13 protein-coding genes are annotated in these 15492 nt (G+C 64.5%); 7 read left to right on the top strand and 6 right to left on the bottom strand.

The window, feature by feature from the left end:
* The first annotated feature begins 71 nt into the window (after nt 1–71).
* From FJ951_RS07805 to FJ951_RS07795, 3 genes are all read left to right on the top strand, one after another.
* Entirely contained in the window at nt 72–2444 is a 2373-nt protein-coding gene (locus tag FJ951_RS07805; RefSeq protein WP_140514229.1) for an aldehyde dehydrogenase family protein, read from the top strand.
* 179 nt (nt 2445–2623) lie between these two features.
* The gene (locus tag FJ951_RS07800; RefSeq protein WP_140514227.1) at nt 2624–3355 is read left to right on the top strand and encodes an SDR family oxidoreductase; all 732 of its coding nucleotides are present in this window, start codon (nt 2624–2626) and stop codon (nt 3353–3355) included.
* A gap of 169 nt (nt 3356–3524) precedes the next feature.
* Complete coding sequence (locus FJ951_RS07795) at nt 3525–4370, top strand: fumarylacetoacetate hydrolase family protein (RefSeq protein WP_140514225.1); 846 nt, start codon at nt 3525–3527, stop codon at nt 4368–4370.
* A gap of 186 nt (nt 4371–4556) precedes the next feature.
* Here the strand turns inward: FJ951_RS07795 and FJ951_RS07790 are convergent, their stop codons facing one another.
* The 6 genes from FJ951_RS07790 to FJ951_RS07755 form a co-directional block, all read right to left on the bottom strand.
* Entirely contained in the window at nt 4557–5555 is a 999-nt protein-coding gene (locus FJ951_RS07790) for an ABC transporter ATP-binding protein (protein WP_140514224.1), read from the bottom strand.
* Nucleotides 5556–5781: 226 nt separating this feature from the next.
* Entirely contained in the window at nt 5782–6843 is a 1062-nt protein-coding gene (locus FJ951_RS07780) for a Gfo/Idh/MocA family oxidoreductase (protein ID WP_140514220.1), read from the bottom strand.
* The gene (locus FJ951_RS07775; RefSeq protein WP_140491597.1) at nt 6840–7679 is read right to left on the bottom strand and encodes a carbohydrate ABC transporter permease; all 840 of its coding nucleotides are present in this window, start codon (nt 7677–7679) and stop codon (nt 6840–6842) included. Before FJ951_RS07775 ends, FJ951_RS07780 begins: the two co-directional genes overlap by 4 nt.
* Nucleotides 7680–7905: 226 nt before the next feature.
* Nucleotides 7906–8835, bottom strand: a complete 930-nt coding sequence (locus tag FJ951_RS07765) for a sugar ABC transporter permease (RefSeq protein WP_140514217.1) — start codon at nt 8833–8835, stop codon at nt 7906–7908.
* A gap of 246 nt (nt 8836–9081) precedes the next feature.
* On the bottom strand, nt 9082–10341 hold the full coding sequence (locus FJ951_RS07760; protein ID WP_140514215.1) for an ABC transporter substrate-binding protein: 1260 nt from the start codon (nt 10339–10341) through the stop codon (nt 9082–9084).
* Between the two features lie 117 nt (nt 10342–10458).
* On the bottom strand, nt 10459–11409 hold the full coding sequence (locus FJ951_RS07755) for an N-acetylmuramic acid 6-phosphate etherase (RefSeq protein ID WP_140514214.1): 951 nt from the start codon (nt 11407–11409) through the stop codon (nt 10459–10461).
* A gap of 198 nt (nt 11410–11607) precedes the next feature.
* Between FJ951_RS07755 and FJ951_RS07750 the strand changes: the two genes are divergently transcribed.
* The 4 genes from FJ951_RS07750 to nagA are packed head-to-tail and all read left to right on the top strand — an operon-like array spanning nt 11608 to nt 15489.
* Nucleotides 11608–12486, top strand: coding sequence for an N-acetylglucosamine kinase (locus tag FJ951_RS07750; RefSeq protein WP_140514212.1), 879 nt, complete (start codon nt 11608–11610; stop codon nt 12484–12486).
* On the top strand, nt 12483–13265 hold the full coding sequence (locus FJ951_RS07745) for a GntR family transcriptional regulator (RefSeq protein WP_140491609.1): 783 nt from the start codon (nt 12483–12485) through the stop codon (nt 13263–13265). Before FJ951_RS07750 ends, FJ951_RS07745 begins: the two co-directional genes overlap by 4 nt.
* On the top strand, nt 13262–14314 hold the full coding sequence (locus tag FJ951_RS07740; RefSeq protein ID WP_140491611.1) for an SIS domain-containing protein: 1053 nt from the start codon (nt 13262–13264) through the stop codon (nt 14312–14314). The genes FJ951_RS07745 and FJ951_RS07740 overlap by 4 nt, the downstream gene beginning before the upstream one ends.
* Nucleotides 14311–15489: an N-acetylglucosamine-6-phosphate deacetylase gene (gene nagA / locus FJ951_RS07735; protein WP_140514210.1), complete on the top strand. Its 1179-nt coding sequence runs from the start codon at nt 14311–14313 to the stop codon at nt 15487–15489. The genes FJ951_RS07740 and nagA overlap by 4 nt, the downstream gene beginning before the upstream one ends.
* The last annotated feature ends 3 nt before the right edge of the window (nt 15490–15492 follow it).

Here is a 15492-nt window from a genome sequence, read left to right as displayed (position 1 = left end):
GGGGGAGATGTCCGGCAGGACAGAGGGGGGCGCGACAGAGCGCTTGCCGAGGCAATTATCTGGAGGGCCCCATGAACATTCTCGAACGCTATCACGCCATGGAATACGGTCCGGCGCCGGAAGCCCGCAACGAGGCCGACGCCTGGCTTGCCGTGCGCGATTTTTCCAAGGCATTGTTCATCGACGGCACCTGGAAGGCGGCTGGGGGCGGCAAGACCTTCGAGACCAGCGAGCCTTCTTCCGGCAAGCTGCTGGCCAAGGTTTCGGACGCGGGCGCCGCCGACATCGACGCGGCGGTCGCGGCGGCCACCAAGGCGCTGCCGAAATGGTCGGCCTCCTCGGGCTATACCAGGGCAAAAGTGCTCTATGCCATCGGCCGCGCCATGCAGCGCCACCAGCGCCTGCTCGCGGTGCTTGAGACAATCGACAATGGCAAGCCGATCCGCGAGAGCCGCGACATCGACGTGCCGCTGGCGATCCGCCACTTCATCCATCACGCCGGCTGGGCGCAGGCGCTGGACAAGGATTTCCCCGGCCACAAGGGCGTCGGCATCGTCGGCCAGATCATCCCTTGGAACTTTCCGCTGCTGATGCTGGCCTGGAAGATCGCGCCGGCACTGGCCGCCGGCTGCACCGTGGTGCTGAAGCCGGCCGAATTCACGCCGCTGACCGCCATCCTGTTCGCCGAAATCTGCGAACGCGCCGGCGTGCCGAAAGGCGTCGTCAACATCGTGCAGGGCGGCCCGGAAGCGGGTGCGGCCATCGTCAACCACCCCGGCATCCAGAAGATCGCCTTCACCGGGTCTTCCGAAGTCGGCAAGATCATCCGCAAGGCTACCGCCGGCTCGGGCAAGAAGCTGTCGCTGGAGCTTGGCGGCAAGTCGGCCTTCATCGTGTTCGAGGACGCTGATCTCGACAGCGCCGTCGAAGGCTTGGTCGACGGCATCTGGTTCAACCAGGGACAGGTCTGCTGCGCCGGTTCGCGGCTGCTGGTGCAGGAAGGCATCGCCGACGCCTTCATCGCCAAGGTCAAGGTCAGGATGAGCCGGCTGCACGTCGGCAGCCCGCTGGACAAGAACACCGATATCGGCCCGCTGGTCGATCTGACGCAGCTCGATCGCGTCAAGGGCCTGGTCGCCGAGGGCGCAAAACAGGGGGCGGTCTGCTGGCAGCCGGATGCGGCGCTGCCTTCATCCGGCTATTACCATCTGCCGACCCTCGCTACCGGCGTTTCGCCGGCTAATATTCTCGCCCAGGAAGAAGTGTTCGGGCCCGTTCTGGCGACCATGACGTTCCGCAACACCGAGGAAGCAATCGAGCTCGCCAACAACACCCGCTATGGCCTTGCCGCTTCGGTGTGGAGCGAAAACGTCAATCTTGCCTTGCACGTCGCGCCGCAATTGAAAGCGGGTGTTGTCTGGGTCAACGGTACCAATATGTTCGACGCCGCCTGCGGCTTTGGCGGCTACCGCGAGAGCGGTTTCGGCCGCGAGGGCGGGCGCGAAGGCATGTTCGAATATCTCACGGCAAAGCTGCCGCTCGGCCCGGACATCAAGCCGGCGGCAGCCTCGACACAACCGGTCGAGCAGGCCGAGGGCATGGCGATCGACCGGACGGCAAAACTGTTCATCGGCGGCAAACAGGTTCGGCCCGATGGCAACTACTCGCTGGCGGTTGTCACTGCCAAGGGCAAGCTTGCCGGCGAAGTCGGCTTGGGCAACCGCAAGGATATACGCGATGCCGTCGCAGCTGCGCGAGCCTGCAAGGCATGGCCGGAGGCGACCGCCTACAACCGCTCACAGGTGCTCTATTATCTGGCGGAAAACCTCTCCGGCCGGGCGGAGGAGTTCGCCGCCCGTCTCGTCCAGCTCACGGGCGCGACCGCCAAGGCGGCACGCGAGGAGGTCGACCAGTCGATCGAGCGCTTGTTCCTCTATGCCGGACTTGCCGACAAGTTTGAGGGGCGCGTGCACCAGCCACCGGCACGGGCCGTGACGCTGGCATTGCATGAGCCGGTTGGCGTCGTCGGCATCGTCGCGCCCGACAATCAGCCGCTGCTCGGGTTCATCTCACTGGTCGCGCCGGCGCTGGCAATGGGCAACACGGTGGTCGCGGTGCCTTCGGAGCGCCATCCGCTGCTCGCCACCGATCTCTATCAGGTCATCGAATATTCCGACGTGCCTGCCGGCGCCATCAACATCGTCACCGGACGCACGGCCGAACTTGCCGGCGTGCTGGCCAAGCATGACGATGTCGATGGGCTCTGGCTGTTCGCCGATGCCGACACCTGCGCCAAGGCGGAGGTCGAGTCCGTCGGCAACCTCAAACGTATCTGGAGCGGCAATGGCCGTAGCCTCGACTGGGCCTCGGAAGAAGCCGCTGGCGATGTTTTGCTGCGCCGCGCCGTCGAGGTGAAGAACGTCTGGGTGCCCTACGGCGACTGACGTTCCATGCTGTCACGATGGAGATCGGGTTCGGGCTTGACGCTCGGGCTTATGTTCTTTAACGAGAAAAAACATCTTTATCTGTGAACTGACAGAGCAGGCCACATCATGGCCTGTGACTGGCACATGACGCCTTCGCAGGCCGCCGATAAAGGCAGTTAACCCAGAAGGAGAACAGCATGGCGGATCTGGCAGGCAAGGTCGTCGTCATCACGGCAGCGGCGCAAGGCATCGGCAAGGCAAGCGCGCTCGCCTTCGCCAAGGCAGGAGCTACCGTCCATGCCACCGACATCAACGAAACGCTGCTGGCGGAACTCGCCAAGACTGCCGGGATCAAGACACGCAAGGTCGACGTGCTCAATGACGAGGCGGTCAACACCGCCTTCGCCGGGATCGGCCGCGTCGACGTGCTGTTCAACTGCGCCGGTTTCGTCCACTCCGGCTCAATCCTGGAGATGAAGGACAGCGATCTCGATTTCGCTCTCAACCTCAACGTTCGCGCCATGATCCGCACCATCCGCGCCGTGCTGCCCGGCATGCTGGAGCGCGCAGACGGGTCGATCATCAACATGGCCTCGCTGGCGAGTTCGCAGAAGGGCGTGCCGAACCGTTTCGCCTATGGTGTCACCAAGGCTGCGGTGATCGGCCTGACCAAGGCAGTCGCGGCCGACTATGTCGGCAAGGGCATACGCTGCAACGCCATCTGCCCCGGTACGGTCGAGAGCCCGTCGCTGCAGGATCGCATGCACGCGCAGGGCGATTATGAAGCCGCGCGCGCCGCCTTCATCGCGCGCCAGCCGATGGGCCGGCTCGGCACGCCGGAGGAAATCGCCGATCTGGCCGTCTATCTGGCCGGCGCCACCTACACATCCGGGCAGGCCTACAATATCGATGGTGGCTGGTCGATCTAACCGGATCGAGGAGTCTGAAAATCCCGCTCACCGGCGATCACTATATGGTGTCCGCGCTTGCCCTGGATCAGGCCGGTGGTACGGTCCGCCGGCTTCCCAAACGGGAGCCATTCGTTTCGGTGAAGAGTTTGCAAAAGGCCGCGAGGCCGCAACCAGGAGAAGGGTCTAAATGAAACTGCTGCGCTATGGCGAGGTGGGGAGCGAACGTCCCGGCCTGCTCGATGCGGATGGGACGATCCGCGACCTCTCCGCCCATGTCGCCGACATTGCCGGCACCACGCTTCACCCGGCCTCGCTGGAGATGCTGTCCAAGCTCGACGCAAAGTCGCTGCCGGCGGTTTCCGGCAAGCCGCGGCTCGGTGCCTGCGTTGCCGGCACCGGCAAGTTCATCTGCATCGGCCTCAACTATTCCGACCACGCCGCCGAGACCGGCGCCACCGTGCCGCCGGAGCCGATCATCTTCATGAAGGCCAGCTCGGCCATCGTCGGACCGGACGATGACGTGCTGATCCCGCGCGGCTCGGAAAAGACCGACTGGGAGGTCGAGCTCGGCGTGGTCATCGGCAAAACGGCAAAATATGTCAGCCAGGCCGATGCGCTCGATTATGTCGCCGGCTACTGCGTCGCGCACGATGTCTCCGAGCGCGCCTTCCAGGCCGAGCGCCAGGGCCAATGGACCAAGGGCAAGAGCTGCGACACGTTCGGCCCGACCGGCCCATGGCTGGTGACCAAGGACGAGGTCTCGGATCCGCAGAACCTGAAGATGTGGCTGACCGTCAACGGCAAGACCATGCAGAACGGCTCGACGAAGACCATGGTCTACGGCGTCGCCTATCTTGTGTCCTATCTCAGCCAGTTCATGTCGCTGCATCCTGGCGACATCATTTCGACAGGCACGCCGCCCGGTGTCGGCCTGGGCATGAAGCCGCCGGTGTTCTTGAAGGCCGGCGACGTGGTGGAGCTGGGCATCGAAGGGTTGGGCCAGCAGAAGCAGACGTTCAGGGCTGACGCATAACTTTCACGAGTCGCGCCGCCCCTCATCTGGCTGCCGCCATCTTCTCCCCGTAGAACGGGGAGAAGGACGCTGTCGTTGCTGCTTTCGCCAATCGCCGGCGCTGGAGCTATCTTCCTTCTCCCCGTCACTATACGGGGAGAAGGTGCCGGCAGGCGAATGAGGGGCAGCGCCAACTATGTTGCGATACTACTTCAGCACCTTCCCATCCGCGCCAAACCGATAGGTCTTCGCCGGATCCGGCGTTGCATAAAGTGTCGCCCCCGGCTCGGCGTCATAAACACCGAAAATGCGCACGGTGATCAGCCCGGCCTTCTCGCAGTCGAGATAGAGATTGGTGTCGGCGCCGAGGTGCTCGGCATGCACGACCGTGCCTTTCCAGGCGCCGGATTTCGGGTCGACAGTCAGATGCTCCGGCCGCACGCCGATGCTCTTGGCGGTTTCCCCAAGCCTGGCGCCGTCGATGAAGTTCATCTTCGGCGAGCCGATGAAGCCCGCGACAAATTCGTTCGCCGGCGAATTGTAGAGTTCCATCGGTCCGCCGATCTGCTCGATTTTCCCGGCATTGAGCACCACGATCTTGTCTGCCAGCGTCATCGCCTCGACCTGGTCGTGGGTGACGTAGATCATCGTCGCCTTGAGGCGGCGATGCAGCTGCGCGATTTCCAACCGCGTGTTGACGCGCAGTGCCGCGTCGAGATTGGACAAAGGCTCGTCGAACAGGAACAGCTTTGGCTCGCGCACCACGGCGCGGCCGATGGCGACGCGCTGGCGCTGGCCGCCGGAGAGTTCCGCGGGACGCCTTTCCAGATAGGGCTCAAGCGACAGCATGGACGAGGCGATGCCGATGCGGCGCTCGATCTCGGGCGCCGGCGTGCCGGCCTGCTTGAGGCCAAGGCCCATATTGTTCTTCACCGTCAGGTGCGGATAGAGCGCATAGGTCTGGAACACCATGGCGATGCCGCGCTTGGCCGGCGGCGTGGCCGAGACATCCGCGCCATCGATGACCACCCGGCCCGAGGTCGAATCCTCCAGCCCGGCGATCACCCTCAGCAAAGTCGACTTGCCGCAGCCCGAGGGGCCGACGAAGACGACGAATTCGCCATCCGTCACCTCGAGGTCGATGCCCTTCAGCACCTCGACCGGGCCGAAGGCCTTCTTCACATTCTCGATCTTCAGCGAGCCCACGGCAGTCCTCCAAATTGATGAGTGGGCGCCAGGGCACCCCCCTCTGTCCTGCCGGACATCTCCCCCTCAAGGGGGGAGATTGGCAGCTTTGACGCTGAAACACTCTTGTTGACGTTTGTGATTGGCGAAGGCCATGCCGACAGCTGATCTCCCTCCTTGAGGGGGAGATGGCCGGCAGGCCAGAGGGGGGCGCCGTAGGCCGCAACCCCTACCGCTAGCCTCGTTTTCACAATCGCACCGCCTTCCCGCTGCGCACGCTCTCGTCGGCGGCAAGGCAGACGGCGAGCGATTTCACGGCGTCGTCCATATGGCGGGTGAGATCGATATCCTCGCGGATCGCCTTGAGGACAAAAGCCTGTTCGAGATCGCAGAGATCCTGGTGGCCGGGTTCGCCCTCCATCGACAGCATCTCGTCTGGCTTGGCGAACTTGCCGTCCGCGCCGGTTTTCGCACTGTGCAGGCGGATGGTCGACGTCTTGGTGTGAGTGTCGATGTCGTCGGACTTAACGCCTTCCTTCATGACAATCGACACGCAGCCCGTCGGCGAGATGACATCTTTGACAAAGAACGCGGTCTCCGAAATCATCGGTCCCCAGCCGGCCTCGTACCAGCCGACCGAGCCGTCATCGAACAGCACCTGGAGGTGGCCGTAGTTGTACATCGTGGGCGCCACCTCCTCGGTCAGCCGCACGCCCATGCCGCGCACCTCGACCGGCCTGGCGTCGGTGATCTGCAGCATGACGTCGAGATAATGCACGCCGCAGTCCACGATCGGCGAGGTCGTGCGCATCAATTGCTTGTGCGTCTCCCAGGTATGGCCAGAGGACTGCTGGTTGAGGTTCATGCGGAAGACATAAGGGCCGCCGAGCTTGCGCGCCTCGGCGATCAGCCTGATCCAGGACGGGTGGTGGCGCAGTATGTAGCCGATCACCAGTTTCCTGCCATTGGCCTTGGCGGCCGCGACGACGCGCCTGGCGTCGGCCACCGTCGTCGCCAGGGGCTTTTCGACGAAGACATGGCAGCCGGCCTCGAACGCCCTCACCGCATAGTCGGCGTGGCTGTCGGAATAAGTGGCTATGCAGGCGACATCGGGCTTTTCGTCGCGCAGCGCATCGTCGAAGGAGCGCCTGATGCCGTAGCCCGACAGCCCATCCGGCAGCGGCACGTCGGAGCGGTTGATCAACGCGGCGATCTCGAAGCCCGGATTGGTGTGATAGGCGAGCGCATGGCTGCGGCCCATATTGCCGAGGCCGGCGGCGACGACGCGAAGGGGCGATTGCGAATTCACTTGACGGCTCCTGACGTGATGCCGCGGATCAACTGCCGCGAGAAGATGACGTAGAGGATCAGCACCGGCATGATCGCCAGCGAGAGCGCGGCCAGGATGGCGTTCCAGTTGGTGACGAACTGGCCGAGGAAGAGCTGCGCGCCGAGGGTCACAGTCTTGGTCTCTTCCGACGGCGCCAGGATCAGCGGGAACCACAGATCGTTCCAGATCGGGATCATGGTGAACACTGCGACTGTCGCCATCGATGGCCGCACCAGCGGCAGCACCAGCCGGAAGAAGATGGTGTATTCCGACAGGCCGTCGATGCGGCCGGCGTTCTTCAGGTCGTCGGACACCTGCTTCATGAATTCCGAAAGGATGAAGACAGCCAGCGGCAGGCCTTGCGCGGTGTAGACCAGGATCAGCGCCGTCAGCGTGTTGACCAGCCCGCTCGCCACCATCAATTGCAGGATGGCGACGGTGGCCAGCCGGATCGGGATCATGATGCCCAGCGCCAGATAGAGGCCCATCAGCGTATTGCCGCGAAAACGGTATTCCGACAGGGCGAATGCCGCCATGGCGCCGAACAGCAGCACGAAGAACAGCGAGGCGACGGTGACGACGAGGCTGTTCTGGAAATAGTGGATGAAATCGCCCTGGCCGATCACCGTGGTATAGCCGATCAGGTCGAAGGTCTTTGGCGTCGGCGGTGTCAGCGGCGCGCCGAATATGCCGGCGCGGGATTTGAACGAATTCATGATGACCAGGATCACCGGGAACAGCGCGATCGCCGTGTAGGTCAGCAGGATCGCATGAGCGCCGATCGTGCGGGGCAGCGAACGGGTGGCGGTGCTCATTGGATGGTCTCCTGAGGAGCTACTTTGCCGAGGAACAGCACCCAGCCACCCCCCTCTGGCCTGCCGGCCATCTCCCCCGCAAGGGGGGAGATTGGCAGCTTTGGCGCCGACACATATCCTGCATCGCTGGTGGCTGGCGAAGGCCGTGACAACAGCTGATCTCCCCCCTTGCGGGGGAGATGTCCGGCAGGACAGAGGGGGGTGCTCAAGCTCGACATATCGCCCCCTAAAACTGATATCGACGCAGGCGCGTCTGGATGAGGAAGAGGTAGACGCAGACACCGCCGAGGATGATCAGGAACATGATCGTGGCGATGGTCGCGCCCATGTTGGGGTCGCCGACCTGCAGCTGGAAGCCGAAGAATGCGCGGTAGAGGAAGGTGCCGAGAATGTCGGTCGAATAATTCGGCCCGGCGAGCGCGCCCTGCGCGGTGTAGATCAGGTCGAAGGCGTTGAAATTGCCGACGAAGGTCAGGATCGAGATGATGCCGATCGAGGGCAGGATCAGCGGCAGCTTGATCTTCCAGAACTGCGACAGGCCGGTGATGCCATCGCATTCCGCCGCCTCTATGACCTCATTGGGGATCGACAGCAGCGCGGCGTAGATCAGCATCATGGGGATGCCGACGAACTGCCACACCGAGACCAGGCTAAGCGCGGTCAGCGCATACTGCTCCTTGCCGAGCCATGGCGTGAACAGGCTTCTGAGGCCGACCAGGTCCATCATGTGCGGTGCCACGCCCCATAGCGGCGACAGGATGAGCTTCCAGGCGAAGCCGACGATGACGAAGGACAGGATGGTCGGCACGAAGATCGCCGTGCGGTAGAAGGCCGAAAAGCGCAGCCTGGGGCTGGACAGAAGTGCGGCCAGCAGTACGCCGATCGGGTTCTGCACCAGCATGTGGATGATGAAGAACCAGACATTGTTGCGCAGCGCGTTCCAGAAATTCACCGACCAGTTTGGATCGCCGAACAGGGTGCGGAAGTTTGCCAGCCCGACGAAGACCTGGGATTGCTCGATGTTGCGGAACAGCGACAGCTGCAAAGTGCCGGCGAGCGGCAGGATCATGATCGCCGTATAGACGAGCACCGCCGGCGCCAGGAAGACGGCGATATGCCAGCGGATCGGTCTTTTCGGTCGTGCTTGTGCGGCCATGAGTTCGGTCCCCGCCGATCAGGTCTGGGAAATGCTTTCGACCACAGCGCTGCCCCTCATCCCGACCCTCTCCCGGTGAAGAACGGAGAGAGGGGTCGCCAGCGTTGCGGCAACTCCCTTTCTCACCGTCACTGTACGGGGAGAAGCTGCCGGCAGGCGGATAAGGGGCGGCGCCGTCCTTCGCAGTCGATGCTATCGAAAAACGCTGGGCCGTCCACTGGAACGGCCCAGCTCATTGCCAGAGCCTTACTTGGCGGGCTTGTACCAGCTGTCGAGGCCGTCCTGCAGCTTCTTGGCAGCGGCTTCCGGCGTATCGGTGCCGTTGATGACATTGGCCGATTCGACCCAGGTCTCGTTCTCGAGGTTCGGCGTGCCGCGCGACAGGATCTGGTAGGTCGAGCGGATCGTCGACTTGCACTTGCCGCGCCAGGAGACGAATTCCTGTGCCAGCGGGTCCTCCATCTTCACCGGCGAGGAGTTCAGGCTGAAGAAGCCCGGCAGCGCGTTGGCGTAGATGGTGGCGAAATCCGGCGAGGCCACCCAGGACAAGAAGGTCTTGGCCGCATCCGCATGCTTGGAGCCCGCATTCAGGCCCATGCCGATATCGGTATGGTCGGAGATGTAGCAGGTATCGCCGGCCTTCTCGACCGGCGGCGGGAAGGCACCCATCTTGAACTGGGCCTGAGTGTTGAACAGGCCGATTTCCCACGAGCCGGCCGGGTAGATGGCGGCGCGGCCGAGCGTGAACAGGTTCTGGCTGTCCGGATAGGTCTGCGCCTCGAAGCCGTCGCCGAGATAGGGCTTCCACTTGGCCAGTTCCTCATAGGGCGCGACCCAGTCCTTGTCGGTCAGCTTCTGCTCGCGCTTGATGAGGGCCGCGCGGCCTTCCTCGCCCTTCCAGTAGTTGGGGCCGATGTTCTGGTAGCCCATGGTCGCGGCTTCCCAGAGATCCTTGGTGCCCATCGCCATCGGGATGTAAGTGCCGTCGGCCTTGATCTTATCGAGCGCGGCGAAGAACTCATCGCGGGTCTCCGGCACCTTGATGCCGAGCTTGTCGAAGGCGTCCTTGTTGTAGATGAAGCCATGGATGACCGACGCCATCGGCACGCAGAAGGTCGCCTTGCCGTCGTCGGTCTGCCAGGCGGACTTGGCCACCGGCGAGAAGTTGTCCATGCCCGGCAGCGAGGAGAGGTCCGCGAGATTGCCCTTCTTGAACAGCTCGAGCGACTTGTCGAACGGGCGGCAGGTGATCAGGTCGCCCGCCGAACCGGCGGCGAGCTTGGCGCCGAGAGCCGCGTCATATTCGGTCGGCGCCGAGGGCGCGAACACCACCTTGATGCCGGGGTTCTTGGCTTCGAAAGCGGGGATCAGCTTGTCCTTCCAGATGGCAAGGTCGTCGCCGCGCCAGCTTTCGATGTTGAGCGTTACGTCCTCGGCGTAAGCCATCCCGGCGGAGCCGAGAATGCTGGTGCCCAGAAGCAGTGCCGTCAGTAGTTTCGTTGTCATGCTCAGTCTCCCTGTTGACCTTTTTCAGGTTCGGTTTTGATGAAAACAGAGGCGTTGCGCCCCTTGCTCCCCTCGCAAGCCTGTTTCACCCCGATGGACACCGGGATGAAACAGGCTCTATTTCTTTGTTCGAGCATGATCTTTTCCGAAAAGCGGTCTCCACTTTTCGGGATCATGCCCCAGCGCGGAAAGGGCCGGCCGCAGCTTCTGGCCGGCCTCTTCCAGTATCTTCTGCGCCGTGTCGGCGCTGTCGGCGCCGGCGGCAAGCAGAATGGCGGTCTTGACCGCACCGCCGCTCTTTTCGAGCAGGCGGGCCGCGTCGTCGCGGCTGCCGCCGCTGATGGCCGCGACGATCCGCGCCGCGCGGTCGCGCAGCTTGCTGTTGTCGGCCATGAGATTGACCATGTAGCCGTCATGGACATGGCCGAGATGGATGGCGGCGAGCGTCGACAGCATATTGAGGGCGATCTTCTGGGCCGTGCCGGCGCCCATGCGCGTCGAGCCGGCGATCACTTCCGGCGGCGTTTCGAGCAGGATGGCGGTTCCAGACAGACGCAGCAGAGCCGAGTCCCGGTTGTTGGCGATGCCGATGGTGGCCGCACCGCGACGGGCGGCTTCCTCGATCGCCCGCAGTGCATAGGGCGTCGTACCACTGGCCGAGATTGCGATCAGGCAGTCGCCCTTGCCAATGCCGGCGTTGGCGACCGCTGTCGCGGCCTCCTCTTTATCGTCTTCGGGGCCGCCGGCCAGGGTTCTGAAGGCCTCATCGCCGCCGGCGATCAGGATGGCGATTCGGTCGCGACGGATGCCGAAGGTGCCGGGCAGTTCCAGCGCATCGGCAAGCGCCATCAGGCCGGAGCTGCCTGCCGCGGCATAGGCGAGCTTGCCGCCGCCCTTCAGGCTGCCGGCGATGATCTCGGCCGCTTTGGCGATGGAGGGAATGGCGTTGCGCACAATCTTCGCCGCCTCGACCTGCGCATCGGCCAGCGAAGCAAGGATCGCTTCGGGAGCCTGGATATCCAGCCCCTCGGCATTCCTGTGCAGCGCTTCGGTGCGCGTTTCGGCCATCCCAATTCCTCCAATTCGGAAACAATACCAAAAAAATACCACTTGTCCACACGCATTAACGAATTCGCGGTCTCGAAATCGCTGGCGCAGGTAAATGACCAAGTTTTTCAATAAAATACGCTCTAATCTTTTTGCAGCGGAAATTAACCCTTGGCTATTGGTATTTTATTGGTATTATCGGCCTGGAGGAGAAATCACGTGAAATTCGTGCTTGGCATCGATGGCGGCGGCACCAGCTGCAGGGCGGCCCTGGCAATGGCGGACGGCACGGTGCTCGGCCGCGCCAAAAGCGGCGCCGCCAACATCCGCACCGACCTGACCGGCGCCCGGTCGAACATCGTCGAGGCGGCGCGGCAAGCCTTTGTCGCGGCTGGCCAGGATCCGGACCTGATCCCGCAAACACCGGCCATTCTCGGCCTCGCCGGCGCCAATGTCGGCACCTACCGGCAGCAGCTCGAGGCGATCCTGCCGTTCAGCACCAGCCGCGTCGAAACCGATGCCGAAATCGCGCTGGAAGGCGCGGTCGGTTCCGGCGACGGCGCCATGGCGATCCTCGGCACCGGCACCGCCTACATGGCGCGCAAGAACGGCAAGTCGCGTGCCATCGGCGGCTGGGGCTTCCAGGTCGGCGACCAGGGCAGCGGCGCCCGCATCGGCCGCGACCTGCTCGAACAGACCCTGCTTGCCCATGATGGCGTGCGCGCGCGCACGCCGCTGACCGATAGCATGATGGCCGTCTTCCGCGACAATCCGGAGGATGTGGTCGAGTTCACCACCAATGCCAAGCCCGGCGATTTCGGCGGCTTCGCCCCCAAAGTGTTCGAACACGCCGAAAAGGGCGACGCGGTCGCCAACTGGATCCTCGACAAGGCGGTCGGCGATGTCGAGGCCTCGCTCGGCGCTCTCGATCTCGCGGCAGACGCGCCGCTCTGCCTGCTCGGCGGGCTGGCGCCGCTCTACGCGCCGCGCTTGTCGGCACGCTACCGGGCGCTGCTTCGGGAGCCGCTCGACGATGCGCTCGGCGGCGCCGTGCAGATGGCGGTCCGCCTGTTCGCGCCGAGGGGAGCGGCTCGATGAGCGACGCCGCCGACCAGATCTTCGCCGCGCTGAAACAGTCCTCGCAAAGCGGTGCGCCGCTCTACCTGCAACTGCGCAAAAGCATTGAGGATGCCGTCAACCGCGGCCTGATCGGGCCCGGCGACGCGCTGCCTTCCGAGCGCGACATCGCCATCAAGGCCGATATTTCGCGCGTCACCGTGCGTAAGGCGGTGCAGGACCTCGTCAAGGGCGGCATCCTGGTCCAGCGCCACGGCTCCGGCACCTTCGTGGCGCCGCGCATGGAGCGGGTCGAGCAGTCGCTGTCGCGGCTGACCTCCTTCACCGAGGACATGGCGCGGCGTGGCATGGTTGTGCGCTCGGCCTGGCTCGACCGCGGCCTTTACGCGCCCTCGCCCGACGAGATGATGGTGCTCGGCCTTTCGTCGAACGAACTGGTGGCGCGCGTGGCGCGCCTGCGCATCGCCAACGACACGCCGCTGGCGATCGAGCGCGCCTCGCTGTCGGCCAGCGTGCTGCCGGACCCCGCTGGAATTGGCTCCTCGCTCTACGCAGCCCTGGAATTGACCGGCAACAGGCCGGTGCGCGCGGTGCAGCGCATCTCGGCCGCCAATCTCGGCGACGGCGACGCGCGCCTGCTCGAAGTGCCGCCGGGCATTGCCGGCCTGCACATCGAGCGTATTTCCTATCTGGCGAGCGGCAAGGTGATCGAGTTCACCCGCTCCATCTACAGGGGCGACGCTTATGATTTCGTCGCCGAACTGCGGCTGACAGGGCCGAGCGAAGAGGGCCGACCATGACGACCGAGCCGAACAAATCGACGGAGCCGACCCATATGCGGCGCGAGATCGAGGAGATCCCGCAAGCCGTCGCCCGCCTGCTCGACGGTTCCGGTGCCGTACTTTCCGAAGCCGGCCGCGGCATTCGCGAGCGCGACCCGCATTTCGTCGTCACTGTGGCGCGCGGCTCGTCCGACCATGCCGCTACTTTCATGAAATACGCGGTCGAACTCACCGCCGGTCTTGCGGTGGCTTCGGTCGGCCCTTCCATCGCTTCGATCTATGGCCGCAAGCTCAGGCTCGGCGGCTCCGCGTGCCTGGCCATCTCGCAGTCGGGCAAGAGCCCCGACATCGTCGCCATGGCCGAAACCGCACGGGCAGGTGGCGCGCTGACCATCGCCGTCACCAACACCGCCGATTCACCGCTGGCGCGCGCCTCGGACCATGCGATCGACATCCTGGCCGGGCCCGAGCGCAGCGTCGCGGCGACCAAGACCTTCGTCAATTCCGCCGTCGCCGGCCTTGCTCTGATGGCGCATTCCACCGGCGACGAAGCGCTTCTCAAGGCGCTTGCCCGCTTGCCCGAGCATTTCGGCAAGGCGATCGCTTGCGACTGGATGAGCGTGCTCGTCGAAACGATCGAAAAGCAGAAGTCGCTGTTCATCCTCGGCCGCGGCCCATCCGCGGCGATGGCTAACGAAGCGGCGCTGAAATTCAAGGAAACCTGCGGCATGCATGCCGAGGCCTACAGTGCTGCCGAAGTCATGCATGGCCCGCTGGCGCTGATCGGCCCCGATTTTCCGGTGCTGGCCCTGGCCGCGCGCGACGCATCCGAACCGTCCGTGGCCGAAGCCGCCGACAGCCTGGCGGCCAAGGGGGCGCCGGTCTTCGTCACCTCGATGCTGGCGAACAAGGCCACACGCCTGCCGCATGTCGCCACCGGCCATCCACTGACCGATCCGCTGACGCTGATCGTGTCCTTCTACGTGTTCGTCGAGGCCCTTGCGCGCCACCGCGGCCTCGACCCGGATACGCCGCGCAACCTTCGCAAGGTGACGGAGACCGTATGAGCGACCGTTTCGCCCTGACTGGCGCCCGTATCTTCGACGGCGACGACTGGCATGACGGTCATGCCCTCGTCGTGCGCGACAGCCTGGTCGAGGCCATCCTGCCCACCGGCGCGCTTGCCGCGGATATGCGCCGCGTCGACACCGGCGGCGGCATGCTGACGCCGGGCTTCGTCGACATCCAGGTCAATGGCGGCGGCGGCGTCATGCTCAACGATCACCCCGATGTCGCCTCGATCGAGACCATCTGCCGGGCGCATGCGCCGTTCGGCACCACGGCGCTGCTGCCGACGCTGATCACCGATACGGCTGATATCACCGCCGCGGCGATTGCCGCCGGCGAGGCGTCGGCACTGCGGAAAGTGCCGGGGTTCCTCGGACTGCATCTGGAAGGTCCGCATCTGTCGATCGCCCGCAAGGGCGCGCATGACCCGGCGCTGATCCGGTCGATGACGGACAAGGACGAGGCGATGCTGATCGCGGCGCGAGGCAAGCTCCCGGTGCTGCTCACCACGATCGCACCCGAATCCGTCGAGGCGGCCCGCGTGACGGCCTTGGCCAAGGCCGGCATCATCGTCAGCCTCGGCCATTCCGACACCGGCTACGCCACGGCCAAAGCCTTCGCCGAGGCCGGCGCCAGCGTGGTCACGCATCTGTTCAATGCCATGAGCCAGATCGGCAACCGGGAGCCGGGACTGGCGGGCGCCGCCATCGACATCGGCGGCCTGTCCGCGGGACTGATCGCCGACGGCATCCATGTCGATCCCGCCACCATCGCAATAGCGCTGCGGGCCAAAGAGGGGCCGGGCAGGATCGTGCTGGTCACCGACGCCATGGCGACGATCGGCACCGACATGACCTCCTTCACGCTCAACGGCCGCACCATCTACCGCAAGGACGGCAGCCTGCGGCTTGCCGATGGAACGCTGGCCGGCGCGGATCTCGACATGATCTCGGCTGTGCGCTTCACTCACCGCAGCGTGGGCGTGGAGCTTTCCGAGGCCTTGCGCATGGCCTCTCTTTATCCGGCGCAGGCGATCGGCCAATCGCACCGGCTCGGCCGCTTCGCCAAGGGCACCGCCGCCGACATCGTTTCGCTTTCGAACGATCTCGACATCAAAACCGTCTGGATCGGCGGCGACAGGGTTTTTTCGACCAGCGCCGGCGGGCAACGGTGAAAG

The sequence above is a fragment of the Mesorhizobium sp. B2-2-3 genome, from assembly GCF_006442405.1.
GTDB lineage: Bacteria > Pseudomonadota > Alphaproteobacteria > Rhizobiales > Rhizobiaceae > Mesorhizobium.
Note: the sequence above shows the minus strand (reverse complement) of the source record. Positions and strands in the feature narration are given on the sequence as shown.